Genomic DNA, 24,224 nt, shown 5'->3' on the forward strand with positions numbered 1-24,224 from the left:
ATAGCTCATCGACTTCGCACCGCCGGTCTTGGCCAGCGTGTAGGTGATCGCCGCCGTCAGCGTCGTCTTGCCGTGGTCAACGTGGCCGATCGTGCCAATGTTGCAGTGCGGCTTATTGCGTTCGAACTTTTCTTTGGCCATCGGATCCTACCGGCATTGGTTCATGTGGAACGGTAACTTGGAGCGGGTAGCGGGAATCGAACCCGCATATTCAGCTTGGAAGGCTGCTGCTCTACCACTGAGCTATACCCGCCAAATACTAGTCTCTCTCAATTTCGGGCCGCCGAGCGTGGTGGGGGAAGTAGGACTCGAACCTACGAAGGCGTACGCCAGGGGATTTACAGTCCCCCCCCTTTGCCGCTCGGGACATTCCCCCTCGCGCTCGGAGCCACCTCAAGGCCGTCGAACAAAAGGCTTCCGCTGAAGGTTGCGAGCGGCATAAGACCGCCGATCGCAGGGTCCTTACAGGCGGCAACCCGTCCGGGGCCCCAATTTGGAGCGCGTCTTATAGTGGCCTCGAACCCCGAACGCAACGACGCCCGCAAGGGGCTCCGAGGGGGCCGCAACAAGCGGCCACACGGACACTTTTCGCGGCGTCCGGAGCCGGTGGCCGACGACTGGATCTGGGGCTGGCACGCCGTGGAGGCGGCGCTGGCCAATCCGCTGCGCGGGCCTGCCGAGCTGATCCTGGCGACGCCGGAGCGAATCCGCCAGATCGAGGCGCGGTTCGGCCGCCAGGCGGTCATGCAGCAGGCCGACAACCAGCAGATCGCCCAGCGCCTGCCGCAGGGCTCCGTCCACCAGGGCGTGGCGGTGCGGGGCGCGGTGCTGGAGCCCGCCGACCTCGCCGACTTCGAGCCGAAGCGCGGCGCGGTGCTGCTGATGCTCGATTCCGTCACCGACCCGCAGAACGTCGGCGCCATGTTGCGCTCCGCCGCCGCCTTCGGCGCCGTGGGCATGGTGCTGCAGGACCGCCACGCCCCGCGGTTCACCGGCGCGCTGGCCAAGGCGGCGGCCGGCGCGGTGGACAAGGTCCCGGTGGCCCGGGTGGTGAACCTCTCCCGCGCGCTCGACGAGCTCACCGCCGCCGGCTGGCGCGCCGTGGGCCTGGCGGGCGAGGCCGAGCGGACGCTGGGCGACGTGCTCGACGGGACGCCCACGGTCCTGGTGATGGGTTCGGAAGGCGAAGGCCTGCGCCGGCTGGTCGCCGAACACTGCGACGAACTGGCGAAAATCCCCATGCCGGGTGGTTTCGAGAGCCTGAACGTTTCGGCCGCCGCCGCCGTCGCCCTATATGAAGCGTCGAGGCCCCGCACCGCATGACGTTTCCTGAGTTTCTGACGACCGGCGCCGCCACGGCCTTTGTGCAGGTCGTATTCATCGACCTGGCGCTGGCCGGCGACAACGCCATGGCGGTCGGCATCGTCGCGGCCGGCCTGCCCAAGGCCGAGCGCCGCAGGGCTATCGTGCTGGGATTGGGCGGCGCGGTGGTCATGCTGATCGGCTTCGCGCTGATCGCCGCCCAGCTGCTCAAGGTCGTCGGCCTGTCGCTGGCCGGCGGCTTCATCCTGCTCTGGGTCTGCTGGAAGATGTGGCGCGACCTGCGCGAACAGGGCCAGCGGCGGATCGCCGAGGGCGAAGCGGCCCTGGAGGGCGAGGCGATCGCCGCCCACGGACCGCCGGCGACCACCCTCGCGCAGGCGCTGCGCCAGATCCTGCTCGCCGACCTGGCCATGTCGCTGGACAATGTGCTGGCGGTCTCCGCCGCGGCGAAGGGACACCTCGTCGTCCTGGCGGTGGGCCTTTTGCTGTCGATCACGATCACCGGCCTCGCGGCCAGCTGGATCGCCAAGCTGCTGCACCGCTTCCGCTGGATCGGCTACATCGGCCTGGTGATCGTCATCTGGGTGGCCGGCCACATGATCTGGGACGGCACGCGAACGGTGGCCATCGATACCGGCCAGACGCATCTGTACAACCGCGCCATGCCCGACGCGCTCGACATCCACCCCTCCGAGGTGGTGAAGCGTAAGGCGCAGTAGCGCCTAGGCCGCGCCTTCCGGGCCGCCGAACCGTTCGCGCCATTCGGCGACCTGCGCATCCTCGACCTTGCGGAAGAGCACGTCGGGCGCCTTCACCGCGCGGCCGGGCGGCAGGATGTCGAGGACCCGGCTGCCGTCGAGGCTCGGCCACCGGCCCGGGAAGGCCTCGCCGACCGACAGCGCCACGGTCTCCGACGCGAACGGAATGAAGGGTTCGGAGACCCTGGCGAACAGGGCCACCAGGTTCAGCCCTGTGCGCACGGCCACCGCCGCCCGCTCCGGATCGGTCTTCAGCGCGGTCCAGGGCGCGGCCTCGGTCAAATAGCCGTTGCCCAGCACCCAGAGCTGGCGCAGCGAGGCGCAGGCCTTGCGGAACTCGCGGCTCTCCAGATTCTCGGTGAGCTCGCGCAGTTTGGCGAGCACATCGGCGTCCAGCCTGGCCTCCAGCGGCCCATCGAGCCCACCCGCCGGAACGGCGCCATCAAAACGCGTCTCGGTGAACTTCAGGATGCGATTGACGAAGTTGCCGAGCACGTCGGCCAGGTCAGCGTTGGTCTGGTCCTGGAACTGCTCCCAGGTGAACGAGCTGTCGGCGCTCTCCGGCATGTTGGCAGTCAGCCACCAGCGCCAGTAGTCCGCCGGCAACAGGTCCAGCGCCTGGTCCATGAACACGCCGCGCTTCTGCGAGGTCGAGAACTTTCCGCCGTAATAGTTGAGCCAGTTCAATCCCTTGAGCTGATCGACCAGCTTCCAGGGCGCGTTGTTCGACGGCGTGAAGGTCCCGTCGGAAGCCAGCGTCTCGTTGATCCCGAACAGGGTGCAGGGGAAACCGACCGTGTGGAACGGCACATTGTCCTTCCCCATGAACTCCACATAGGTGACGTCGGCCGCCGCGGGCTGGCGCCACCAGCGCTCCCAGGCCTCGTCCGCGGGCGGGTCGCGGCCCGCTTCGGCGGCCTGTGCGTCGGCCCATTCCCAGGTGGCGGCGATGTATTCGATGGGCGCGTCGAACCAGACGTAGAACACCTTGCCCGCCAGGCCCTCGATGTCCGGCGTCTGGCCGTCCGGGTTGGGGCCCCATTCGAAGGCGTTGACCGGCACGCCCCACTCCAGGTCGCGGGTGATGCCGCGGTCCTGCAGGCCCTCGTCCAGCCACTTGAGCGCGATCGAGGTGACCAGCAGCGGCCAGCGGTCGCGCTTGGCCTCGATCCAGGTCCGAAGCTTGCCGGCGAACAGGCTCTGGCGAAGGAACAGGTGCTTGGAATCGCGGATCTCGATCTCCGTCGACCCCGAGATCGCCGACCGCGGATGGATCAGGTCGGCGGGGTCCAGCACGCGGGTGCAGTTCTCGCACTGGTCGCCGCGCGCCGCCTCGTAGCCGCAGTGCGGGCAGGTGCCGATCACGTAGCGGTCCGGCAGGAAGCGCTTGTCGGCGTTGGAGTAGACCTGCTGAGTCACCCGCTCCTCGATGAAGCCGGCCTCCCACAGTTGCTGCGCGAACCGCTGGGTCAGCCTGTGGTTCTGGGGCGAGGACGAGCGGCCGAAATGGTCGAACGACAGGCCAAAGCCGCGGCCGATGGCGTGAAGCTTGGTATGCGCTTGGGCGCAGAACTCCGACACGGCCATCCCGGCGTCGGCGGCGGCCAGCTCCGCGGGCGTGCCATGCTCGTCGGTGGCGCAGATGTAGAGGGTTTCGCGGCCGCGCGAACGCTGGAACCGCGCGTAGACGTCGGCCGGCAGCATGGAGCCCGCCAGGTTCCCGAGATGCTTGGCGCCGGCGGCGTAGGGCAGCGCGGACGTGATCAGGATGCGGGACATGACGGCTCTCGAAATGAGGAGAAGGCGCGGCTTATAGGCTGGCCGCCCTGTTCGCCAAAGCCCGGCTTTGCGAAATCAGTGAAACGGGCCCTTGAAGACGAAGAAGGCGCCCAGCGCGATGAAGGCGAAGCCGACCGCATGGTTGATCGTCACCGGCTCCTTCAGCCACAGGATCGAGAAGACCGCGAAGACGGCCAGCGTGATCACCTCCTGCATCGCCTTCAGCTCAGCGGGGTCGTAGACGAGGCGGCCGATGCGGTTGGCCGGCACGGCCAGGCAGTATTCAAAGAAGGCGATGCCCCAGCTGATCAGCACGATCAGCCACATGGCCCGATGCTCAACCCTGAGCTGGCCGTACCAGGCGAAGGTCATGAAGACGTTCGACGCGACCAGCAGCAGGATCGGCAGGACGGCGGTCCAGGTTGGGGACATCGGCGGAAGCTCCGGAAACGCAAGGCTTCGCCAAGCATCCCCTGCCCCGCCGGATCACGCCAGCCGCGCGGCGAACTCAGTCCAGGCCGTCAGGCCGCGGCCTTGCGGCGCTGGCCGCGCACCGCGGTTCCGAGCGCGCCGAAGCCCAGGATCATCAGCAGCCAGCTGGCCGGTTCCGGCACGCCGCCGGCGACATCGCCGCCGCCCGGCGGAGGACCGGGGGGATCGCCTGGGCCGGGATCGGGCAGATCGCCGCCGGTCCCGCCGCCGCCGGGCGTGACCGGATTCTGGCCGCCGCCGGTCTCTGCGGGCGCCTGACCGCAGCTCGTCAGCAGGCTGACGACGCAGATCTTGCCGCCGCCGTCCGTCGGACCGCCGGGGTTCGGGAAGCTGAAGCCGGGAATCGTCCCGCCGCCGGAGATCGGGCCGCCGGGGGTGGGGCCGCCAGGGGTTGGGCCGCCGATCGGACCGCCGCCCGGCAGGCCAGGGGTCGTCGGGCCGCCGCCGGTCGGTCCGGAGCCCGGCAGGCCGGGATCGGTGGAACCACCGCCGGGGCCGTCCACGCCGCCGGTCGAACCGCCGCTCGACCCCCCTGTCGAGCCGCCGATACCGCCGCCGCCGCCGAATCCGCCAATGCCGCCGCCGAACGAGCCGGAACCGCCGCCCCCGCCGCCAAAGCCGAAGCCGCCGCCTGAGCCGCCGCCAGCGGAGCTGCCGGCGTCAGCCACCTGGGTCGAGCCGCCGGCCGCGGGGCCGCCGCCGGGCCCTCCCGCACCGCCGGTCTGTCCGCCATCGCCGCCGGTCGGCGGGGCGCCCGGCGCGTGATCGCTGTTGTCCATGCGGTTGGCGCCATGGCCAGCCGGTCCGGCGGCGTAGGCGGCAAGCGTCATCAGCCCGTTCTCGCCGTTCGGCATGAAGCCGCTGGAGCCGCCGCTGTCGTGGCCGTCGCCCGGGCCGTAGGCGCCATGCGGCGCGTCAGGCGTCACAGTCTGGGACCCGCCACCGGCGCCGCCGCCGCTGGCACCGCCACCGCTGGAGCCGCCATCGCTGCCCTGGCCTTCGGTCTGCTGGGTCTCGAGGACCGTGTCGGCGCCGCCGCCGCCGCCGTTGCTCGCGTACTGGGTGTTGTGGGGCGCTTCGTCCTGGTGGGGATGCTGGCTGCCGCCCGTCGAATAGGCCATGGCGCCGGCCGCGACGAAGGTCGCAAAGACGGTGGCTAAGAGACGCTTCGCGTGTCTCGTTCTGGAACGGGTCGGAACCATGGCGCGCACGCTGCAAGTGTCGTGCAGAAAGGGGAAAAATTCAATTATACGGCGATTATGCTAGACTTCAGATGAGCTTCAAATTGCTCATTTTTACCAAAATTAACCTTGTTTCACGCCGAAATATTTCCCGCCAGAGGGGAATGCCAGGGATCGAATTCCCCTTACAGGGGAGCGACCCGGTCGAACCACGGGCGGGCCTGTTCGAGCTGCCCGGCCAGCCGGAAGAGCGTCGCCTCCGCCCCCATGCGCGCCACGAACTGCAGGCCGATCGGCAGGCCTGACTTGCTCCAGGCCAGCGGCACGGTCATCGCCGGTTGTCCTGTATTATTAAAGGCTTGGGTATTGGGCATGAAGGCGAACAGCCGCTCTGTGATCTGTTTGGCGTCGGCCAGGACCGAGCCGATCGGAATGGCCGGACTGCCCAGCGTCGAGAGCAGCAGAACGTCGTAGGTCTCGAACAATTTCGCCTCCGCGCGCGTGTAGGCGTGCAGCGCCTGCAGGCCGCGCACATAGGCCGCGGCAGTAACGGCGCCGCCGCGGCGATACGTCGCGAAGGTAATGGCCTCGATTTCGCCGGTTTCGATGGCCCTGCCCCGCCGGTCGGCTTCCGAATCGAGATTAGCGGCAATACTCGCGGAGATCACCGCCCCGGCGGCGGCCTGCATGGCGGCCACATCGCCGGGAATCGTCGCCTCCTCCACATCGTGGCCGAGGCTTTCGCAAAGCCGCGCCGTCTCGCGCACCGCCGCCTCGCATTCCGGGTCGATGCCCGGGGCCTGCATGGCGCCGGCGAAGACCGCGATCTTCAGCCGGCCGGGCTCGCGCGCCGCCTCTTCGGCGAAGGGCCGCTCGGGCGCCGGCAGGAAATAGGGATCGCCGGGCTGCGGGCGGCAGCTGACGTCGAGCAGCACCGCCGAGTCGCGCACCGAGCGGGTGACCGCATGCTGGATCGAGGCGCCGGCCCAGCCCTCGCCCGCCGGCGCGAACGACACTCGGCCGCGCGACGGCTTCATGCCGAAGAGACCGCAGCAGGACGCGGGCGTGCGGATCGAGCCGCCGCCGTCGCTGGCGTGCGCCGCGGGCACGATCCCCGCCGCCACCGCCGCGGCCGCGCCGCCCGACGAGCCGCCCGGCGTGCGCGACAGGTCCCAGGGATTGCGGCAGACGCCGAGGTATTCGGACTCGGTGAAGGGCCAGAGGCCGAACTCCGGGGTGTTGGTCTTGCCGAAGATGGTCAGGCCGGCCGCCTTGTAGGCCGTGGTCAGGGCGCTGTCGGCGTCGGCCGTCACCTGCGAGAACAGCCGCGAGCCCATGCTGGTCACCGTCCCGGCCAGCGAGGCGCCCAGGTCCTTCAAGAGGAACGGGACCCCGCCCAGCGCGCCGGAGGCGTGGGTCTCGCCCCGCGCGCGCCCGGTCAGGTCCAGGGTGACCGCGTTGATCTGCGGATTGACCTGCGCCATCCGCGCGGTCGCCGCGTCCAGCAGTTCGCCGGCGCTCACCTCGCGGCGCGCCACCAGCTCGGCCAGGCCCACGGCGTCGTGGCGGCGATAGTCGTCGAAGTCCATGCGGATCACCCCGGATGCTCAGACCTCAAGGCAAAGCACAGGGCCGCGCGCGAACCAACCCCGGCCTTGCGTCCGGCGGCCCTCCGCGGCGCGGGCGGCGATAAATCAGACCCGGCGGTACTCGATGATCGACTTGTCGGGGAAGATGGCCTTCAGCCCCGCCCAGATGCCGCCGTCGTCGTACCATTCGTCCAGGGTTTGGGCGCCGCGCAGGGCCCAATGGTTGGCGGTGATCTGGCTTCCCTTGGCGATGGTCACCGCGTCCCGGCCCATGGGATGCGCCGACAGGTCGAGCAGCAGGCCATCCTGCGGGTTGAAGAGTTTCCCCTGCAGGGTCGATTGGTTCCAGTGGGTCAGGGGATTGGCTTCGATCGGTATGGAAAGCGGGCCCTTATTGGTGGTGACCCGGATGTCGAAGTCGCCACGGACGGCGGTGACCGTGTCGGCCTCGGTCTTGCCCTTGTCGCGCAGGCTGTGGCTGCGCATCTCGGCGAAGCGGCCGTCGCGCCAGATCTCCTCGCAGTGATGCTGGTAGTCGAAGACCGTCATGTTGGCGATCTTCATGCTCATGGCCACGTCGGAGGTGATGGTCATGACGTTGCCGACGACATTGAAGAGCGTCTGGTATTTCCCGAACGGCTTGCCATTGCGGTAGACGTCGAAATGCAGGGCGCTGCCGGCCGGCAGCGGAATCGCCGGGGCCGCCGCGGCGGCCGAGGCGCGCGGCAGACTCGCCGCGCCCGCGGCGGCGATGGCGCCCGCAATCAAAGTGCGACGATCAAAAGACGTCATTCGACAGCCCTCCCCAAACCCAGCTTCACCGTGAGAGCTAGACCGCGCCCAGCCCCCTAGCAACCCAAGTTCGCCCAATCAGCGTTACCGTTCCTTATACGGGCGCTCGCGGCCTGTGGCTGACATCGCCGCCATTCCTGGCTAAAGGCCTCGCCTGAGGCGCCGGATTAGCTCAGCTGGTAGAGCAGCGGTTTTGTAAACCGAAGGTCGCGGGTTCGAGTCCTGCATCCGGCACCATCCTGCTTCGCCCTCACGGGCTTCGCAGGACAAGTCCCGGCATTGAAGGCGAAGCAGGATGCCCTTCGAAGCCTTGGCGAAGGAGGGCCGCCGGAACGCCATGCGCATCTTCATCGACGCCGACGCCTGTCCGGTGAAGGACGAGACCTACAAGGTGGCCGCCCGCTATGGACTGACCACCACGGTGGTCTCCAACAGCTTCATCGCCATTCCGCCGTCGAAGCTGATCGAGCGGATGATCGTCGACGCGGGCCCCGACGTCGCCGACGACTGGATCGCGCAGCGGTGCGCGCCCGGCGACATCGTGGTGACCAACGACATCCCGCTGGCCGACCGGGTGCTGAAGGCGCAGGGCACGCCGATCGCGCCGAACGGGCGGCTGTTCACGCCCGACAGCATCGGCTCGGCGCTGGCCTCCCGCGCCGTGGCCGAGCACATCCGCTCGATGGGCGAGATCACCGGCGGCCCAAAGCCGTTTGCGCCCGCCGACCGCTCGCGCTTCCTGCAGGCGCTGGACGAGGCGGTGAACCGCGAGCGGCGCAAGCGGCGCTAGCTTGCCCAAGACCGCCCTGCGCGGGTATGGCGTGGCCCTGCCGCTTCGAGGAGACCTTTCGTCCATGCGCCATCCCGGTTTGACGCTCACCGCCCTGGCGCTCACCGCCGCGGCCCTGTCCGGCTGCAACAAGTCGGCGAGCCCGCCGCCGGCCGCCGATCAGTCCGCCTCGACCGCCGCGCCGACGCCGATGAGCGACGCCGACAAGGCCAAGGCGCAGGCCGCCCTGCCCGCGCCCTACAACACCGCCGACCTTTCCAACGGCGAATCCAAGTTCGCCCTCTGCTCGACCTGCCACACCGTGGTGCAGGGCGGTCCGAACATGACCGGCCCCAACCTGCACGGGGTCTTCGGACGCAAGGCCGCCGCCTCGCCCGACTTCAAATATTCCGACGTCCTGAAGGCGAGCGGCTGGACCTGGGACGCGGCGCGCGTCGACACCTGGATCACCGATCCGAAGGCCGCGCTGCCCGGCACCAAGATGACCTTCGCCGGCATGAAGGACCCCAAGGACCGCACCGACGCGATCGCCTATCTGATGGTGATGACCGGCTTCAAACCCTAGGGTCCTGACCAGGCCGGTAGAGTGAATCCCGTTCACTCAACCTTGACGGGTAGGCCTTAAGCGCGCATTCTTACTGCGCCGCTTGGTCAGGCTCGACCCTGGATCCAGGCAGCGCCCCACCCGGCGCAACCCCATTTGCGCCGGTCTTGCGCGAAATAGGCACGACGTCCCCCACGTCCTCCTGGCGCGCTACCTTTGGGCCTCTCCCGGCGACGGGGGAGGCCCTTTTCGTGCGGGGGTCGCGAGGCGGGACCGAACGCTAGGAGTCGTAACCCGGCAGTTCGCGGTCGAGCTTGCGCAGGCTGCCCGGCCAGGCGAGCGCCCCGCCGATGCCGCGATCGCCGACCTGACTGCGGACCTCGGCCTGCGAGGCCTCAGGCGCGATCCGGATGCCTTCCGCGCCGCCGCTCAGCGCCTTCACCTGCATGGTGCAGGCGCGCTCCAGATAATACATCCCGACCCAGCAGTTGGCGGCGGTGTCGCCGACGGCGAGCGTGCCGTGGTTGCGCAGCAGCATCAGGGTCTTGTCGCCGATGTCGGCGACCAGGCGCTCGCGCTCGTCGTGGTTCAGCGCGATGCCCTCGTAGTCGTGGTAGGCGAGCCTGGGCAGCACGATCAGCGCGTGCTGCGAGATCGGCATCAGCCCCTGGGCCTGCGCGGCCACCGCCACCCCGTCGTCGGAATGCAGGTGCATGACGAAATGCGCGTCCTCGCGGTTGGCATGGATCGCCGAGTGGATCGTGAAGCCCGCCGGATTGATGAAATAGGGCGTCTCCTGGAGGATGTTGCCGTCCAGATCGATCTTCACCAGCGAGGAGGCCGTGATCTCCTCGAACAGCATGCCGTAGGGATTGATCAGGAAATGATGCTCCGGTCCCGGGATGCGGGCGGAGATGTGGGTGTAGATCAGGTCGTCCCAGCCGTAGAGCGCCACCAGCCGATAGAGGGCGGCGAGATCCACGCGGGCCTGCCACTCCTCGGCGCTGACCTTGCCCTTCAGGGCCGCGACGCCGGCAACCGATCCATCCGCCATGGGTCTCTCCTGATCCTATTGAACGCCCTAGAGTCCGCTCCGCGGGCGACCGCGTCAAGTTGGCGCGGCCGGCGCCGGTAAGCCTTTCGACGGCTTAAACATGTTTTCACCCCCTCCGGCCATATGGTCAGGCTTGAAGCCAAACCTACAGAACGGAGGGGCAGGCTTGAGCGTCGCGATGAGCAGCGAAAGCCTGCTGGAACTCGCCAAGAGCCGCGTCCCCGCGGACCGCGAGCGATTGCTGCTGGGCATTGTGGAACTCTGCGACGCCGGCGACGGCGACGCGGCCAAGGTCTCGCCGCAGATTCACGCCCTGCTGAATTCGATCTTCCTGGGGCTCGTGGCCCAGGCCGAGCGCGATATCCGCAAGCGCCTGGCCGAGAAGCTGTCGACGGCCGAATGGGCGCCGCCGGCGCTGATCAATGTGCTGGCGCTGGACGAGATCGAGATCGCGCGGCCGGTGATCGCCGCCAGCCCCCTGCTGAAGGATCCCGACCTGATCCGCCTGCTGGTCGAGGCCACGGTCGAGCATCAGATCGAGGTCGCGCGCCGCCCGAACCTGGGGCCCAGCGTCGTCGCCGCCATTCTTCAGGCCGCCGAGCCCGCCGTGATGGCCGCGCTGGCCGGCAATCCTTCCGCCGAGCTCGGGCCCGCCGACATGAAGCAGCTGGTCGAGTCCGCCCGCCAGATCGCGGCCCTGCGCATGCCGCTGTCGCGCCATCCCAGGCTGACCGACGACCTGGCCTTGCAGCTCTACGTCTGGGTCGGCCAGGCGCTTCGCCAGTCGCTCGCCGAGCGCTTCCGGCTGGACCCCAAGCAGATCGAGGCCGCGCTCGCTCAATCGGTCCAGGAATCCCACGTCGGCGCGCCCACCGGCCACGGCGCGGTGATCATGGCGCGCGACGGCGAGCGCGAGGCCATGGAAGAACGCCTCATCGAAAAGCTGCACGCCGCCGGCCAGCTGCGCCCGGGCTACCTGGTTCGCGCCCTGCAGGAAGGCCGGCTCTCGCTGTTCACCGTGGCGTTGGCGACCCTTGGCCGCTTCGAAACCGGCCACGTGCAGCGGGTGATCGACAGCGACCGCCCCGAACTTTTGGGCCTCGCCTGCGCCGCCATCGGCATCGACCGCAGCGTCTTCCCCTCGATCCTGGAGATGATCCGTGGGCTGAACGCCGGGCGTCCCGGCGGCGGGGTCGATGGCGCGCGCCGCGCCATCGGCGCCTTCGGTCCGGTCAGCGCCGAGGTCGCCGCGACCGCTTTCCGGCAGGCCGCGCTCTCGGTTTGACAAGCTCGAAAGCTTGACTGCTTCTGGCGCTGACGAGCACAGCCAGGGCCTATTTCCGTGACGCGCATCGCCTTCACCGCCAGCGAACGCCCCGAAGCGCAGGAGGGCCGCGCCCGCCTCGCCACCCGCTATGGCGACACCCCGGTCGAGGAGGCCGAGGTCATCGTCGCGCTGGGCGGCGACGGCTTCATGCTGGAATGCTTCCACGACCACATGGAGCGCGGCCTGCCGATCTATGGCATGAACCGCGGCTCGGTCGGATTTTTGATGAACGACTACAGTGAGTTCGGCCTGGTGGAGCGCATCGCCGCGGCGGAGAAGGCGGCGATCTATCCGCTGCGCATGACCGCCACCGACGTCCACGGCAAGAGCCACGTGGCGCTGGCCATCAACGAGGTCTCGCTGCTGCGCCAGACCCGCCAGGCGGCCAAGCTGCGCGTGTCGATCGACGGCAAACTGCGGCTGGGCGAGCTTTCCTGCGACGGCGCCCTGGTCTCCACGCCGGCCGGCTCGACCGCCTACAATCTCTCGGCGCACGGCCCGATCATTCCCCTGGACGCCCACGTCCTGGCGCTGACCCCGATCAGCGCGTTCCGGCCCCGGCGCTGGCGGGGCGCGCTCCTCTCCCACACCGCCAAGGTGACCTTCGAGGTGCTGGAGGCCAGCAAGCGGCCGGTGAGCGCGGTGGCCGACAATATCGAGGTGCGCGACGTCATGGATGTGCACATCGCCGAGGACCGCAGCGTCGCCCTGCACATGCTGTTCGACGAGGGCCGCAGTCTCGAGGAACGGGTGCTGGCCGAGCAATTCTCCGCTTGATGAGCCCACGCGGTATCGTTCGGAAACCGTGACAATACTGTGGGTTGCTTCTCACCGGTTATTAACGGGTTGCCTGTAACAGGGATGTAGTCACCTGGAGGGCGTCCCGTGAGCCAACAGAATTCCGGTCAAATGATCCAGCCGAACAACGCGCTGCGCCTGAAGGTCGGCGGCGGTCGTCTGGGCATGATCGATCCGGCCGCGATCGCCAAGGCCGAGGCGGCTCTCAAGAGCCTGGCCAGCAACTTCTCCCAGTGGCTGAACGACGAGATCGTCAAGCTCGAAGGCGCGCGCCAACAGGTGAAGACCGACGGCATCACCGCCGAGAGCATGGAAAACCTCTACCTGCGCGCCCATGACCTGAAGGGCCTGGGCACGACCTACGGCTATCAGCTGATCACCCGCATCGCCGGCTCGCTCTGCCGGATGATCGACGACAAGGAAAAGCGCGCCTCGACGCCGCTGGAACTGGTCGACGCCCACATCGACGCGATCAAGGCCGCCGTCCGCGACGACATCAAGTCCGACGAACACCCGGTCGGCCGCGTCCTGGTCGAAGAGCTGGAACGCCGCGTGAAGGCGATGGCCGCCTAGGCTGAAGACCTAACGAGCCCTTTGTCGTTCCATCATTCTGTTCGTCATCCCCGGCCTGGTGCCGGGAACCTATGAACTCCGAGCCAGGGTGAAAGCCGTGGCCGCGCCCCTGATCTGCCTGCAGCGCCTGCGATCATGGGTTCCCGGGACGAGCCCGGGAATGACGGTCAAAAAGGGAAACGCCGCTATTGGATCGGCGAGATCGATCCGCCGCCGTGAATCTCTGAATTGACCGTCGGGTGGCCCACGTAGTGGATCGCGCCGCCGCCGTGGATGGCCGCTTCCAGGCGGTTCTGCGCCGAGACGAAGATCTTGCCGCCGCCGTGGATGGCGGCCGAAGTCGCCTGCGCCGGCACGTCCCTCACGTCGATGTCGCCGCCGCCGTGAATCTCCGCGGACATGGCGCCGGTCGCCGGGAAGGCGCCCTTCGCCGAGATATGCCCGCCGCCGTAGATGGCGACTTCGTTCAGGTCCGGCGTCTCGATCTCCACGTCGAAGTGACGGATTCCCCAGCAGCTCCCACGGCAGGGGCTGGCGATCAGATGCCCGCGGCTGTCGACCTCGAAGCGCGCCTCGGCCGGATCGCCGCGGACCAGGGTCACGCGCTGGGCAGGCCCCTGGCGGATGGTGATCGTCCCGCCGCCATGCAGCTCGACGCCGGTGAATTTGCCGACCTGTTCGACGGTCTGGGCGGAGGCGATGCCGGGCGCGATGGCCAGGGCAGCGGCAGCGGCGGCGAAAATGGCAAGGCGCATGGATGACTTCCTTCGGTTCTCCCCAAGGACACCAGCCGCGCCGCGCCGGCACAACTTAAGCTTTGGTCATGCTTGGCCGCAGGCGGTCGTCACATGACGTTTTCCAACGGCTCGGCGACCGCGCCATAGCCGGCGTCCGGCGGCAGCACGAGCACGCGACCGCCGTCCCGCTGCTGGATCTGCGGCTGCACCGTGACCAGCTTGCGGGCCGCCGCGCGCGCCACCGCATCCTGGGCGCCGCTCGCTTCGGCCAGCAGCTGCAGGTTCATGCGCGTGGGGAAGATCACCTTGCGCTCGCCGGCCGCGGCCAGCCGCAGCGCCTCGGAAGGCGCGATCCATTCGGCGTCCACCGTCTCGCGCCCGTCGCAGGCCGCCAGCTGCTCGGCCGGCGCGGTCACCGCGTAGAACCAGGTGTCGAAGCGCTTGGGCGTCAAGGGCGGGGTGATCCAGCGGGCGAACACCGTCAGCGCGTCGAGGTCCAGATAGGCGTCGAGGCGCGACACGACGTCGATGAACCGCGTCGCGCCGGCGTCCACCGCCTGGCGGACCGCCATGGGACAGGCCTCGCCGCTCATCGGCAGACCGTCGCGGCGGCGGGCGAGCAGGATGCCGGCCTCCTCGAACACCTCGCGGATCGCCGCGATGCGCATGGCGCGCTGGTCGGCGTCATAGGCCTCCCAGCCGACGGTATGGATTTCCCAGTTGGGATCGTGGTCGCCCGCGTGGCTCTTGCCGCCCGGAAACACCAGGGCGCCCGACGCGAAGTCGATCTGGTGGTGCCGCTTGACCATCAGCACCTCGAAGGTGGGCTCGTCACGCAGCAGCAGGATGGTGGCGGCGGGCTTGATCTCGCCAGAAGGCGCTTGGGGGGCGGGCTTTTCGGACATGGCGCGAGCTTGGGACGCGCCTACCGCTTGCGCAAGCGCGCGGTCGCCTTGGCCCGATCGGGCGCTAGGCGCTTTCGACGGCCGAGATCCCTGACCGGGCCTCGCCCGACAGCTGGTCCATCTTGTCGAGCAGGTAGTCGACGTCCTCGCGGGCGGCGGTCTGCGGCTGGGTCAGGAACCGCTCGAGCATGTGCTGCTGGAAGCGCTCCAGATCGCGCGCGCCGCCGTCGTATTCCATGGCGTGATAGGTATCGACCGCCGCGCGGAAGGCCGGGAACAGGCGCGCGGGCAGGCCGGCGCGCTCGTAGATCGCCCGCAGGCCGAGCGGCCCCGCGTCGTGGATCATCAGCCAGGTGCGGTGGTGCGGCACGCCGGCGAGCTCGGCCACGCCCCACTCGAAGAAGGTCATGTGCCCCTGGGCGATGGCGCGCAGCAGCAGCGAGGCGGTCAGCCGCCCCTCGTCGGACAGGTGCGCCGCGAAGGCCTTCACGTCGGCGGCGCGGCCCGCCTGGTCGACCAGGTCGACGGTCGCCCGCTCGGTGGCGCCCACCGCCAGGTTCAGCGCCAGCTCGGCCGCCACGGCGTGGTGGGCGATCAGGTGGTCGCGCAGCTGGTCGCCGACCAGGGTCACCAGCTTTTCGGCCACCGAGAGCGGCAGCACGTTGCGGTAGGCGACCGCGGCCAGCACCTTCTCGTGGGTCTCGAAGCGCGCCATCACCTGCTGCAGCGCGCTCTCGGCGAAGTCGGCGTTGTCGTTGGCGCAGGCCGCGGCCACGGCCCGTTCGCCGCCATGCTCGGCGATGGAGTCGGTGACGGTGCGCGAGAGCCTGGGCCGGCGCGCGATGGCCAATTGGCGCACCGGGCCGCCGAGGCGGACGATGTCCGCCAGGTCGGAATCCAGGAACACCGGCGAGAAGTTGAGCAGCGGCAGGGAAATCGTTTCGACATCCCGCGCCAGCTTCAGCGCCACGTCGCGCGGCACCAGCGGGGATTCCTTCAGGGTCACGGCGAGCGCGCGGCGGACCAGCTCGGCGGCGTCGGCGGCCATGACCCGCAGGATTTCGGCGGCCGTCTCCCGGTCCTGGTCCGACAGCGGCGTCGCCTCGATCGTGCGGCAGAGCTTGTAGGCGGCGGCGGCGCGCTCGTCGGCGCTCACACCCCTCACCAGCGTGCGGATGTCCTCTTCCGTCAGCGCTGAGCGTGTCGTCGCCATAGTGCCCCTGAGTGGGCCTGTGGAGCCACCCTTGGCTCGTCAAATCCCACGAGTCTGAGTTTCTGTGATCATGCTTAACGGCGGGTTAGGGATCGAATCTGTGGACGCCGCCGCCTCAGGCATGGGGAGGATCTCCGGCCCGCCAGCGGACCCCGCCGCCTCAATTCAGACAGGTCCCCGACAATAATTGAACAAGTATTCACGGTCCAAATTATAATAATTGCAGGTTGCATGGAAACATTATGCCATCCAGGAGTTGTCATAAACTACGGGATGAAAAGCAATGAATATCAATAGAATTCTGATCGTCGAAGATGACTTCATCATGAACCAGGGTCTGTGCGAATTTCTGATTGAAGGCGGCTACGATGTTAGGCCTGTTTACTGCGGACAGGCGGCGTTCGAAGTCATCGATCGGCACGACCGCCTGCTCGCCCTGCTGACCGACATCGACTTGGGGCCCGGCCCCGACGGCGTCGATGTCGCGCGCTACGCCCGGGCCTTCTCGCCCCATCTGCCGGTGGTGTTCATCTCCGCCGCCGCCGACCCGCGGCACGAGTTCAACGGCGTGACCGACTCGGAATTCATCGCCAAACCGTTCCGCCCGGAGCAGGTCGCCGACGCGCTCGCCCGGGTGATCCGCCTTGAAGCCGCTTAACCCCGACCTCTGGCGCCTGCTGGTGCTCGCCATAGCCGCGGTCGGGTTCGGGCTGGCCGCCGCCGTGGCGATGGGCGCGCAGGCCTAGAAGGCCTTGCATGGGGAATTCTCCGTCAAGGGACCCACAAGGCTCGGGTGAGCCGTCGCCAAGCACGCGCGTGAGAAATTTCCAATCGCGCCTCGCGCCAGCAACGGAAACGTGAACCCGCAAGCCGTGCGTTTGGTTGACGTCACAACCATGCAGTGCGCAACCTGGGGTTAGGCCTTCGTTCGCCGACTGCCGGCCGCGAAGCGTGAATCCTGCAGAGCAAGCGTTACGAACCGTGGATCCCCGGCTCCCTGCCGCGCGGCCACGATGAGGCGGAGCCTATCGATGACAATCCGGTCTAACCTGCGCCAGTGGGCGTTCGCGGCGCCGTGCGCGCTGATCCTCGGGATCGCGGCGCCCGCCTCCGCCGCCGAAATCCTCGGATCGGCCGACGCCTTCGCCGTACTCGGCGCGTCGGCGGTGACCAATACCGGCGCCACGACCATCTCCGGCGACTTGGGCGTCTATCCGGGCTCCTCGATCACCGGCGCCGGAACCATCATCCTGGACGGCGCCACCCACCAGACCGACGCCGTCGCGAAGCAGGCGCAGACCGATGCTGCGACCGGGTTCGCCACGCTCGCGGCGCTGCACTCCACCACCGACCTGACCGGGTTCGACCTGGGCTCGGTCGGCGTGCTCGCCCCCGGTGTCTACACCTTCGACTCGTCCGCCCTGCTCACCGGGGGCCTGGTCCTCGACTTCGCCAGCGACCCGGGCGGATCGTTCGTCTTCCAGATCGGCTCGACCTTGACGACCGAGAACGGATCGTCGGTCTCTGTGCTGAACGGCGGCCCGGGCAGCGGACTCTTCTGGGAGGTCGGCAGCTCGGCGACGCTGGGCACAGGCACGGCCTTCGCCGGGAACATCCTGGCCGATCAGAGCATCACCTTGAACACGGGCGCGACGATCCTCTGCGGGCGGGCCATCGCGCTGAACGCCGCCGTGACGATGGACAACAACGCCATTTCCTCGAACTGCGCCGGCCGCGGCGCCCTCGGGTCCGGAGCCACGGACTTCGGCAGCCACGGATTCGCCGGCCTCGACGAGACCGCAGGCGGCGGGATTCCCGAGCCGGCGGCGTGGTCGTTGATGGTCGGCGGCTTCGGCCTGGCCGGCGCGGCCCTTCGTCGCCGGGCGAAGGCGACCGTATAAGCCGGCGCGCGGGCCCAGTGAGCGATCTCCACAACGGCGGCCTGGCAGGCCGCTGAAGGTCCGCATTCGGAACGGGCCTCGACGGCCACGCTCTCGTTTCGTGGTTATGGGGGTTTTGGCGTTCAACGCCCGCTATGGGTCGAACCCGGCAATTGGGTTCTGCGCGAAGAACCGATGTCAGGGCCAGTGGAGAACCTTGCCGTTCGGACCTTGGCCTCCTGCAATGGCCGGCGCCTCAGATCTTACGATGCTGTCGGACCTTGATCGCCGGTCCCATAGCTTCTTCCCTTGGGCCGGGCGGGATGCTTTAGCATGGCGGCAAAAGCGGGAGACCTAACGCGTGCTGCTCAAGGGCCTGAAGGTCGTCGATTTCACCGCCTACATCGCCGGGCCCGGCGCCGCCGCCATCCTGGGCGACTGGGGCGCAGACGTGATCAAGGTCGAGCGGCGCGAGGGCGACAGCATGCGCCACGTGTTCGCCGACCTGAAGAACGACATCGGCGCCAACCCGACCTTCGAGCTCGACAACCGCGGCAAGCGCGGGATCGTGCTGGACATCACCAAGCCCGCGGGCCGCGACGCGCTGGCGAAGCTGGCTGAGACCGCCGACGTGTTCCTGACCAACACCCGGCCGGTATCGCTGAAGAAGTACGGCCTGGACGAGGCGACGCTGCGCCAGGCGAACCCCAGGCTGGTCTACGCCGTGATCACCGGTTACGGCCTGGAGGGGCCCGACGCCCACCTGCCGGGCTTCGACGTCACCGCCTTCTGGGCCCGCTCGGGCATCGGCTACATGACCGCGCCCAAGGGCGTGGAGCCGTTCATGCGCACCTCGGGCATGGGCGACCACTCGACCTCGCTCGCCACCGTCTCGGCGATCCTGGCCGCCCTCTACGAGCGCGAGCGGACGGGCGTCGGGCGCATGGTGCAGACCTCGCTGCTGGCCACCGGCGTCTATCTCTGGGGGTCGGACCTGGCGGTGCAGCTGAAGCTCGGGCGCGTGGCCTCGATCCGCCCGCGGGAAAACCCGATCAACGCGGTCGCCAACCACTTCAAGAGCGCCGATGGCCGCTGGTTCGTGCACAACCCGCGCGGCGGCTCCGGCGGCTGGGAGAAGTTCCTGGGCGTCGCCGGGCGGCCGGACCTGGTCACCGATCCGCGCTTCGCCACCGGCAAGGAGCGCCGCGCCAACGCCCGCGAGCTCGCCGTCGAGCTGGAGGCCGCCTTCGCGGCCCTGCCCTTCGAGGAGATCGCACGCCGTCTGGACGAAGCCGACCTCGTCTGGGCGCCGTTCCAGACGCCGGCCGACGTGGACGCCGATCCCCAGGTCGCCGCCGCCGGCGCCTTCGTGGAGGTCGACGACGGCAATGGCGGCACCTACCGCTCTCCCGCCAGCCCCGCCGTCTTCCCCGGCGAGCCGCAGGCCCCTCGCCCGCGCGCGCCGCGCCTGGGCGAGCACACAAAAGAGGTGCTGGGCGAGATCGGCTATTCCGAGGGCGAGATCGCGGCGATGTTCGCGGCCGAGGCGGCGGCTTAGAGCGCCGCTAGATGCTCCCCTTAGGGGGAGCTGTCAGCGCAGACTGACTGAGGGGGTTACATCTCCAGCGTCGGGGATGTCGGCTGTCGCGGACTCGGCGGGTGAAACCCCCTCTGGCGCTTCGCGCCACCTCCCCCTCAATCGCGCTGCGCGCTGGGGGAGGATCAGCTCTTCCGGGCTTCCGACAGCACCTTGAGCATCTCGCTGGTGAACAGCGAGCCGGTCAGGCGCGCGCCGGGCCCCAGCTGGTCGGAGACCTGGCCGCCCTTGAGGATCAGCGAGATCAGCTCTTCCTGCTGCAGGCGGTGGTCGGCGGAGCGGGCCGAGGCGTACTGGATGAAACCGCCGTCTTCCGACGGCGCGGCGGGCGCGGGATCGATCGGCGCCGCAGAGCCGGCGGTCTTGGTGAGGTTGGCGTAGACCTGGCCGACCGTCGCCGCCTGGCCGCCCGGATAGAAGATCGCCTTGTTGGCGTGGGCGGCGTCGGGGAACAGGTGAGCGGCCGTCGCGCCGGGGTGCTTTTCAGCCGCTTCGATCAGCTTGGCCGAGCCTTGCGGCCCCAGGAAATGGGCGGCGTAGAGTTCGCCGGCCGTGGGGCTGCGGCCCGTGCGGCCCTTCAGATAGGCCGCCGAGTCGGAGGTCATCTCACCGGCCATCATCGAGGCGGCGTGCGGATCCAGGCGCAGGTCCATCACCGCGCGATGCGCCTCGGAGCCGCCGGACACATGGTACTGGCCGTCGGAACCCTTCTGGATCAGGTCGGCGTAACGGGCGTAGCCGTGCTTGGCGCCGTGCGCCTTCAGCGTCGACAGCCAGGTCTGGCCCACGAACTGGAAGAGGCCGGCCGCGGAGGACGATCCCGACTTGGCATTGGGATTAAGGCCGCTCTCGCGATGGGCCGTCTTCATCAGGAACGAGAAATCGACTCCCGTCGCCTGGGAAGCGCGCTGGATCGCGCCCTCAACGACTCCCTTGATGCCCTCGATCGCGGCCATGCCATCAGGTCTGAACGATCGTGGTTAATGCGCCGCTAACCATACCGACGAAGAGCCGTCAGGGTTTGGCTGGCGCTTCGCTGCTCACACCTTAACCCCGCCGCAGCTGATCCATCTCGGCGATCTGTTCGGCCCGCCGCTTCGCCTGGCGCTTCTGCAGGACGAACGCCCAGATCCACCAGACAATGATCAGGCTGAGAAATGGCGCGACGTTCGCCAAGCTCATATTCGGCCGGGCCTTTTGCATGCCGACCACGACAACCAACATCCCAGCAAAGATCGGCGCGGCGGTCACCGCCATCCACGACGCGTTGGTCGGCTGGCGCTCCAGCTCGGCGCGGTGGAAGTCGATCAGCGTGGCGATCGACGCCTCGGGCGGGGGCAACCGTCCGGGCCGCTTGGCGATAATCCGCCAGATCATCCACACGCCGCCGGCCATCATGATCACGTCGCCGGCCCGCATGAAGCCGTTTGGCGCCCGCCAGGCTTGGAGACCGAAAAGCAGCACCTCGAAGACCCCGAAGGTGAAGGCCAGCCAGATGCGGCCGCGCATGTTCTCGACATAGTTGCGCGCCAGCGCGCGGACGGCGATCGCGGTCATGGTCGGGGTTTCCTTCTCCTGCCCCTGCCAGAGGGCCTTCAGGTGGTCGTCGGGAGACTGGGTCATGCCTTGGCGCTCCCTTCTGCGAACCGTCGGGCGAGGAGCGCCTTCAGGCGGTGGATGCGCACCGCCACCGCCCCGGCCGAGAGGCCGGTGATCTCGCCGATGGCGGCGGCGTCGAGGTCTTCGAGATAGAGCAGCGCCACCTGCCGGTCGGGCGGACCCAGCGCCTGAATGATGACCATTAGCCGGGACAGCGCCTGGCGCTCGCCGGCCGCGGCCTCGGGGTCGTCGGCGTCGGCGATGTCGGACAGGGCCTCCAACGTCGCGCCGCGCTCGGGCCGCGAGCGGCGGCGCTTCTGGACGTGGCTGGCGGCGGTGTTGTGGGCCACGCGGTAGACCCAGGTGCGCAGCGAGCAGCGGCCGTCGAAGGCGCCCAGGCTGCGCCAGAGCGCCACGTGGATGTCCTGGATCAGGTCGCGGCGCGGATCGGCGTCGGCCTCGTAGGCCCGCGCCAAGCGCTCGATCGCGCCGCCGAATTCCGCGGCGGCGGCCGTGTAGCGCTCGTCCTGTCCAGCCGCTTCGTCCAACGCCGTCCCCGCCCGTTCGAACAGATAGTCGAACGGGCGCGGGAAAACTTACAGCCGAGCCCTATTGCTTCTGCTGATCGGGCTTCTTTTCCGTCTGCGGCTGCGGGTGCGGCTTCTGCGCGGCAGCCTGGGCGGCGGCCTGAGCGGCGTGCTGCTGCGCGGCGGCGGCTTGGGCATGCTGCGCGGCCTGCGCCTGTTGCGCGGCGGCCTGCTGGGCGTGCTGCTGAGCCTCCGCGGCGTGGGCGGCGGCCTCCTGCTGGTGCTGCGCCGCCGCGGCGGCCTGAGCCTGCTGCTGATGCTGCTGCGCCGCCTGGGCCTGAGCCGCCGCCTGCTGCTGATGCTGCTGAGCCGCCTGAGCCTGGGCCTGGGCTTGCTGCTGGTGCTGCTGCGCCGCCTGGGCCTGGGCCTGCTGCTGCTGACGCTGAGCCGCGTCGGCTTGAGCCCGCTGTTGCTGATCGCGGGCCTGAGCCTGGATCAGCGCCTGCCCGCGCTGAGCCGCCTCGGCCTGGGCGCGCTGCCCGGCCTGCACCTGCTGCGCCCGGGCCTGGGCCTGGGCCTGGGCCTGCTGTTGCTGCTGACGCTGAGCCGCGTCGGCCTGAGCCCGCTGTTGCTGATCGTGGGCCTGAGCCTGGATCAGCGCCTGCCCGCGCTGAGCGGCCTCGGCCTGGGCGCGCTGCCCGGCCTGCACCTGCTGCGCCCGGGCCTGAGCCTGGGCTTGGGCCTGCTGTTGTTGCTGACGCTGAGCCGCCTCGGCCTGAGCCCGCTGCTGCTGATCGTGCGCCTGAGCCTGAGCTTGCACCTGCGCCTGCTGGCGCTGCGCCGCCTCGGCTTGGGCGCGCTGTTGCGCGCCAGCCTGGGCCTGGGCTTGAGCCTGCGCCTGGACGCGGGCGGCGGTGTTGGCCTGGATCTGCTGCTGGGCGGCCTGCTCGCGGCCCACATCGCGATTTTGGGCGTTGAAGCCCGGCTGACCGCGGTCGCCGCCGAAGCCGGGGCCGGCTGGCGGCGCGCCCTCACGGCGCGGCGGGACCTGCGGCGCGGCGGCGATCACCGGCGCGAGCCGGCTCGCATAGGCCTGCCGCTGGGCGCGTTCCTGCTGGAAGGCCGCCAGCTGCGGCTGCTGTTGCTGGACGCGCTCGTCGTGGACGCGCCGCCAGTCGGGATTGCTTTGCTGCGCCGTCGCCCACTGCCGCTGCGGGGCGAGCACGATGTCGCGGCGCGCGCGCCAGTCGGACGCGTAGGCCGCCTGACGCTGGTCGTGGATCGCCGCATAGTGCAGGTGGCGGCCGCGATCCAGATAGCGCGCGGCGATCTCCAGCAGGGCGCCGGCATAGTTCGGATAGGGCCGGCCGTAGTGGTCGTAGACCTCCACCAGCTCGCCGCCGTTGTCATAGGCATAGGCGTACTGCGGGTCCTGGATCAGGTACGGATAGTCGCCGTCGCCGCGGTAGTAGTAGCTCCGCTCGCCGTCGGGCGTGTCCTCGACCACGCGGTAGTCGCCGCCGTTGGTGCGCCACACCCAGGGCCGAACGCCCTCATAGTCGACGGTGTAGTCCGGCGGGCTGTCGCCCAGGGTGTCGCCCACGAGATAGGCGTCGTCGATATAGCTGTAGACCGGACGCGGCGGGGTCGACACGCGCCGGATCGGCGGCGCCGCCGGCAGCGCATTGGCGTAGGGGGCCGGCGTTTCCGGCGGCGGCGTCGCATCAGCCAGCGGCAGGCTGGCGATCGGCGCGCCGGTGGCGGGCGCGGCGGATTGCTGGTTGCACGCGGCGAGCATCAGGCTCGTGGCGGCGGCGGTCAGGAGGATGTGGCGGTACGACATAGTGCTGAAACCCATCACAAGCTTCGCCGTTCCAAACGCGGCGTCGACAACATCACTTATTCAACATGAACGGGACCGGACCAGCGGGCCGCCCCCTCTGGTCATCACGAGATCGAGAGGCGGAAACAGCGTGATTGACAGCTGTAGTTTTCAGGTGAATATCACGAATGTAAATTATTTCTCGCCCGAGACATGAACCCGGGCGACGTCAGGGAGCAAGGCATGGTCATCCGTCAGGTCATCCCCTTCGGCTTCGAGGCGCGCGGACCGACCAACCGCATCCCGCCGCATCTGCGGCCTGCGATCGGCATTTCGATCGCCCTGCACCTCGCGGTCGCCGGCTATCTCGCCTACGCGAAGTTCAGCCCGCCGCACCTGACCCAACCGGACGAGACGCCGCCTGTGGTCATCGACATGTTCCACCCGGTAAAGCCCGAGCCGCCGCAGCCGGTCGAGAAGCCCAAGATCGTGCTGCACCCGCCCACGATCGGCGATCCGCCGCCGATCGCCACCCTGCCGGTCGATCCGCCGCCCTCCCGCACCGCGCCCGACAGCTTCAAGGTCGCCGAGGCCATCACCCCCCTTCAGCCGCCGCCCCTCGATCCGCCGCCCTCCGTCCGCCACGACCTGCGCAGCCCGACCTGGATCCGCAAGCCGACCGGCGAGGAGATGGCCAACGTCTATCCGGACCGCGCCCAGCGCATGGGCCTGAGCGGCGTGGCCACCCTCACCTGCGCGGTCACGGCCAGCGGCGCGGTGCGCGACTGCCAGGTCGCCGCCGAAACCCCCGTCGAGGCCGGCTTCGGCCCCGCCGCCCTGAAGCTCGCCCGCTTCTTCCGCATGAGCCCGCAGACCATGGACGGCCAGGCCGTGGATGGCGCGACCGTCAATATCCCAATCCGGTTCGCCCTGAAGTGACCTGA

25 protein-coding genes and 3 tRNA genes are annotated in these 24,224 nt (G+C 69.1%); 12 read left to right on the plus strand and 16 right to left on the minus strand.

Annotation, left to right across the window (positions count from 1 at the left end):
- The 3 genes from VKQ35_RS16885 to VKQ35_RS16895 form a co-directional block, all read right to left on the minus strand.
- Positions 1-141 (minus strand): GTP-binding protein (locus VKQ35_RS16885; protein ID WP_324363853.1); only part of this gene is annotated, 141 nt, incomplete at its 3' end.
- Between the two features lie 38 nt (positions 142-179).
- Positions 180-253, minus strand: a tRNA-Gly gene (locus tag VKQ35_RS16890).
- A gap of 37 nt (positions 254-290) precedes the next feature.
- A tRNA-Tyr gene (locus VKQ35_RS16895) sits at positions 291-376 on the minus strand.
- A gap of 134 nt (positions 377-510) precedes the next feature.
- Here VKQ35_RS16895 and rlmB point away from each other — a divergent pair.
- Both rlmB and VKQ35_RS16905 read left to right on the plus strand, forming a co-directional pair.
- On the plus strand, positions 511-1,323 hold the full coding sequence (gene rlmB, locus VKQ35_RS16900) for a 23S rRNA (guanosine(2251)-2'-O)-methyltransferase RlmB (RefSeq protein ID WP_324363712.1): 813 nt from the start codon (positions 511-513) through the stop codon (positions 1,321-1,323).
- Positions 1,320-2,042 carry a TerC family protein gene (locus tag VKQ35_RS16905; RefSeq protein ID WP_324363713.1) on the plus strand — a complete coding sequence of 241 codons (723 nt, stop codon included), beginning with the start codon at positions 1,320-1,322 and terminating at the stop codon, positions 2,040-2,042. The genes rlmB and VKQ35_RS16905 overlap by 4 nt, the downstream gene beginning before the upstream one ends.
- Before the next feature lie 3 nt (positions 2,043-2,045).
- Here the strand turns inward: VKQ35_RS16905 and metG are convergent, their stop codons facing one another.
- From metG to VKQ35_RS16930, 5 genes are all read right to left on the minus strand, one after another.
- Positions 2,046-3,860 (minus strand): methionine--tRNA ligase, encoded by a 1,815-nt coding sequence (gene metG, locus VKQ35_RS16910; RefSeq protein ID WP_324363715.1) that lies wholly within the window; start codon positions 3,858-3,860, stop codon positions 2,046-2,048.
- A gap of 75 nt (positions 3,861-3,935) precedes the next feature.
- Entirely contained in the window at positions 3,936-4,292 is a 357-nt protein-coding gene (locus tag VKQ35_RS16915; RefSeq protein ID WP_324363717.1) for a DMT family protein, read from the minus strand.
- An 89-nt stretch (positions 4,293-4,381) separates the two neighbouring features.
- Positions 4,382-5,473: a PEPxxWA-CTERM sorting domain-containing protein gene (locus tag VKQ35_RS16920; RefSeq protein WP_324363719.1), complete on the minus strand. Its 1,092-nt coding sequence runs from the start codon at positions 5,471-5,473 to the stop codon at positions 4,382-4,384.
- Between the two features lie 245 nt (positions 5,474-5,718).
- On the minus strand, positions 5,719-7,122 hold the full coding sequence (locus tag VKQ35_RS16925) for an amidase (protein ID WP_324363855.1): 1,404 nt from the start codon (positions 7,120-7,122) through the stop codon (positions 5,719-5,721).
- Between the two features lie 105 nt (positions 7,123-7,227).
- Positions 7,228-7,914: a DUF6134 family protein gene (locus VKQ35_RS16930; RefSeq protein WP_324363721.1), complete on the minus strand. Its 687-nt coding sequence runs from the start codon at positions 7,912-7,914 to the stop codon at positions 7,228-7,230.
- 161 nt (positions 7,915-8,075) lie between these two features.
- Between VKQ35_RS16930 and VKQ35_RS16935 the strand changes: the two genes are divergently transcribed.
- The 3 genes from VKQ35_RS16935 to VKQ35_RS16945 all read left to right on the plus strand — a co-directional run bounded on the left by VKQ35_RS16935 (position 8,076) and on the right by VKQ35_RS16945 (position 9,269).
- Positions 8,076-8,151 (plus strand) — tRNA-Thr (locus tag VKQ35_RS16935).
- A gap of 100 nt (positions 8,152-8,251) precedes the next feature.
- Complete coding sequence (locus VKQ35_RS16940) at positions 8,252-8,704, plus strand: YaiI/YqxD family protein (protein WP_324363857.1); 453 nt, start codon at positions 8,252-8,254, stop codon at positions 8,702-8,704.
- A 64-nt stretch (positions 8,705-8,768) separates the two neighbouring features.
- The gene (locus tag VKQ35_RS16945; RefSeq protein WP_324363722.1) at positions 8,769-9,269 is read left to right on the plus strand and encodes a cytochrome c family protein; all 501 of its coding nucleotides are present in this window, start codon (positions 8,769-8,771) and stop codon (positions 9,267-9,269) included.
- 259 nt (positions 9,270-9,528) lie between these two features.
- Here VKQ35_RS16945 and VKQ35_RS16950 read toward each other — a convergent pair whose 3' ends face one another.
- Complete coding sequence (locus tag VKQ35_RS16950) at positions 9,529-10,302, minus strand: class II aldolase/adducin family protein (protein ID WP_324363724.1); 774 nt, start codon at positions 10,300-10,302, stop codon at positions 9,529-9,531.
- Between the two features lie 178 nt (positions 10,303-10,480).
- On the opposite strand from VKQ35_RS16950, the gene VKQ35_RS16955 reads away from it, so the two are divergent.
- From VKQ35_RS16955 to VKQ35_RS16965, 3 genes are all read left to right on the plus strand, one after another.
- The gene (locus VKQ35_RS16955; protein WP_324363726.1) at positions 10,481-11,587 is read left to right on the plus strand and encodes a DUF2336 domain-containing protein; all 1,107 of its coding nucleotides are present in this window, start codon (positions 10,481-10,483) and stop codon (positions 11,585-11,587) included.
- Positions 11,588-11,638: 51 nt separating this feature from the next.
- Positions 11,639-12,406, plus strand: coding sequence for an NAD kinase (locus VKQ35_RS16960; protein ID WP_324363859.1), 768 nt, complete (start codon positions 11,639-11,641; stop codon positions 12,404-12,406).
- A gap of 132 nt (positions 12,407-12,538) precedes the next feature.
- Positions 12,539-13,000, plus strand: a complete 462-nt coding sequence (locus VKQ35_RS16965; RefSeq protein WP_324363728.1) for an Hpt domain-containing protein — start codon at positions 12,539-12,541, stop codon at positions 12,998-13,000.
- 185 nt (positions 13,001-13,185) lie between these two features.
- On the opposite strand, the gene VKQ35_RS16970 is transcribed toward VKQ35_RS16965, so the two are convergent.
- From VKQ35_RS16970 to VKQ35_RS16980, 3 genes are all read right to left on the minus strand, one after another.
- Positions 13,186-13,755 (minus strand): GIN domain-containing protein, encoded by a 570-nt coding sequence (locus VKQ35_RS16970; protein ID WP_324363729.1) that lies wholly within the window; start codon positions 13,753-13,755, stop codon positions 13,186-13,188.
- An 89-nt stretch (positions 13,756-13,844) separates the two neighbouring features.
- Positions 13,845-14,642 carry an NUDIX hydrolase gene (locus VKQ35_RS16975; RefSeq protein ID WP_324363731.1) on the minus strand — a complete coding sequence of 266 codons (798 nt, stop codon included), beginning with the start codon at positions 14,640-14,642 and terminating at the stop codon, positions 13,845-13,847.
- A gap of 64 nt (positions 14,643-14,706) precedes the next feature.
- Entirely contained in the window at positions 14,707-15,855 is a 1,149-nt protein-coding gene (locus VKQ35_RS16980) for a DUF2336 domain-containing protein (RefSeq protein ID WP_324363733.1), read from the minus strand.
- 283 nt (positions 15,856-16,138) lie between these two features.
- Here VKQ35_RS16980 and VKQ35_RS16985 point away from each other — a divergent pair, with 283 nt between their 5' ends.
- The 3 genes from VKQ35_RS16985 to VKQ35_RS16995 all read left to right on the plus strand — a co-directional run bounded on the left by VKQ35_RS16985 (position 16,139) and on the right by VKQ35_RS16995 (position 19,293).
- Complete coding sequence (locus tag VKQ35_RS16985; RefSeq protein ID WP_324363735.1) at positions 16,139-16,513, plus strand: response regulator transcription factor; 375 nt, start codon at positions 16,139-16,141, stop codon at positions 16,511-16,513.
- A gap of 373 nt (positions 16,514-16,886) precedes the next feature.
- Positions 16,887-17,756: an ice-binding family protein gene (locus VKQ35_RS16990; RefSeq protein WP_324363737.1), complete on the plus strand. Its 870-nt coding sequence runs from the start codon at positions 16,887-16,889 to the stop codon at positions 17,754-17,756.
- Between the two features lie 340 nt (positions 17,757-18,096).
- Entirely contained in the window at positions 18,097-19,293 is a 1,197-nt protein-coding gene (locus VKQ35_RS16995; protein ID WP_324363739.1) for a CoA transferase, read from the plus strand.
- Between the two features lie 164 nt (positions 19,294-19,457).
- Here VKQ35_RS16995 and VKQ35_RS17000 read toward each other — a convergent pair whose 3' ends face one another.
- The 4 genes from VKQ35_RS17000 to VKQ35_RS17015 all read right to left on the minus strand — a co-directional run bounded on the left by VKQ35_RS17000 (position 19,458) and on the right by VKQ35_RS17015 (position 23,316).
- On the minus strand, positions 19,458-20,288 hold the full coding sequence (locus VKQ35_RS17000; RefSeq protein WP_324363741.1) for a transglycosylase SLT domain-containing protein: 831 nt from the start codon (positions 20,286-20,288) through the stop codon (positions 19,458-19,460).
- 91 nt (positions 20,289-20,379) lie between these two features.
- The gene (locus VKQ35_RS17005) at positions 20,380-20,955 is read right to left on the minus strand and encodes a hypothetical protein (RefSeq protein ID WP_324363743.1); all 576 of its coding nucleotides are present in this window, start codon (positions 20,953-20,955) and stop codon (positions 20,380-20,382) included.
- A complete protein-coding gene (locus tag VKQ35_RS17010) occupies positions 20,952-21,479 on the minus strand; it encodes a sigma-70 family RNA polymerase sigma factor (RefSeq protein WP_324363744.1) in 528 nt (175 codons plus the stop codon). Before VKQ35_RS17010 ends, VKQ35_RS17005 begins: the two co-directional genes overlap by 4 nt.
- A 61-nt stretch (positions 21,480-21,540) precedes the next feature.
- Positions 21,541-23,316 carry a hypothetical protein gene (locus tag VKQ35_RS17015; protein ID WP_324363746.1) on the minus strand — a complete coding sequence of 592 codons (1,776 nt, stop codon included), beginning with the start codon at positions 23,314-23,316 and terminating at the stop codon, positions 21,541-21,543.
- Between the two features lie 207 nt (positions 23,317-23,523).
- Between VKQ35_RS17015 and VKQ35_RS17020 the strand changes: the two genes are divergently transcribed.
- On the plus strand, positions 23,524-24,219 hold the full coding sequence (locus tag VKQ35_RS17020) for a TonB family protein (RefSeq protein ID WP_324363748.1): 696 nt from the start codon (positions 23,524-23,526) through the stop codon (positions 24,217-24,219).
- Positions 24,220-24,224 lie beyond the last annotated feature (5 nt).

It is taken from the genome of Phenylobacterium sp., assembly GCF_035309685.1.
Lineage (GTDB): Bacteria > Pseudomonadota > Alphaproteobacteria > Caulobacterales > Caulobacteraceae > Phenylobacterium.

Bases quoted from the DNA above. Each gene is read 5' to 3' on its own strand.
- VKQ35_RS16905 (WP_324363713.1), top strand. From the start codon at position 1,320: ATGACGTTTCCTGAGTTTCTGACGACCGGCGCCGCCACGGCCTTTGTG.
- metG (WP_324363715.1), bottom strand. From the start codon at position 3,860: ATGTCCCGCATCCTGATCACGTCCGCGCTGCCCTACGCCGCCGGCGCC.
- VKQ35_RS16915 (WP_324363717.1), bottom strand. From the start codon at position 4,292: ATGTCCCCAACCTGGACCGCCGTCCTGCCGATCCTGCTGCTGGTCGCG.
- VKQ35_RS16920 (WP_324363719.1), bottom strand. From the start codon at position 5,473: ATGGCCTATTCGACGGGCGGCAGCCAGCATCCCCACCAGGACGAAGCG.
- VKQ35_RS16925 (WP_324363855.1), bottom strand. From the start codon at position 7,122: ATGGACTTCGACGACTATCGCCGCCACGACGCCGTGGGCCTGGCCGAG.
- VKQ35_RS16930 (WP_324363721.1), bottom strand. From the start codon at position 7,914: ATGACGTCTTTTGATCGTCGCACTTTGATTGCGGGCGCCATCGCCGCC.
- VKQ35_RS16940 (WP_324363857.1), top strand. From the start codon at position 8,252: ATGCGCATCTTCATCGACGCCGACGCCTGTCCGGTGAAGGACGAGACC.
- VKQ35_RS16945 (WP_324363722.1), top strand. From the start codon at position 8,769: ATGCGCCATCCCGGTTTGACGCTCACCGCCCTGGCGCTCACCGCCGCG.
- VKQ35_RS16950 (WP_324363724.1), bottom strand. From the start codon at position 10,302: ATGGCGGATGGATCGGTTGCCGGCGTCGCGGCCCTGAAGGGCAAGGTC.
- VKQ35_RS16955 (WP_324363726.1), top strand. From the start codon at position 10,481: ATGAGCAGCGAAAGCCTGCTGGAACTCGCCAAGAGCCGCGTCCCCGCG.
- VKQ35_RS16965 (WP_324363728.1), top strand. From the start codon at position 12,539: ATGATCCAGCCGAACAACGCGCTGCGCCTGAAGGTCGGCGGCGGTCGT.
- VKQ35_RS16970 (WP_324363729.1), bottom strand. From the start codon at position 13,755: ATGCGCCTTGCCATTTTCGCCGCCGCTGCCGCTGCCCTGGCCATCGCG.
- VKQ35_RS16975 (WP_324363731.1), bottom strand. From the start codon at position 14,642: ATGTCCGAAAAGCCCGCCCCCCAAGCGCCTTCTGGCGAGATCAAGCCC.
- VKQ35_RS16980 (WP_324363733.1), bottom strand. From the start codon at position 15,855: ATGGCGACGACACGCTCAGCGCTGACGGAAGAGGACATCCGCACGCTG.
- VKQ35_RS16985 (WP_324363735.1), top strand. From the start codon at position 16,139: ATGAATATCAATAGAATTCTGATCGTCGAAGATGACTTCATCATGAAC.
- VKQ35_RS16990 (WP_324363737.1), top strand. From the start codon at position 16,887: ATGACAATCCGGTCTAACCTGCGCCAGTGGGCGTTCGCGGCGCCGTGC.
- VKQ35_RS17000 (WP_324363741.1), bottom strand. From the start codon at position 20,288: ATGGCCGCGATCGAGGGCATCAAGGGAGTCGTTGAGGGCGCGATCCAG.
- VKQ35_RS17005 (WP_324363743.1), bottom strand. From the start codon at position 20,955: ATGACCCAGTCTCCCGACGACCACCTGAAGGCCCTCTGGCAGGGGCAG.
- VKQ35_RS17015 (WP_324363746.1), bottom strand. From the start codon at position 23,316: ATGGGTTTCAGCACTATGTCGTACCGCCACATCCTCCTGACCGCCGCC.
- VKQ35_RS17020 (WP_324363748.1), top strand. From the start codon at position 23,524: ATGGTCATCCGTCAGGTCATCCCCTTCGGCTTCGAGGCGCGCGGACCG.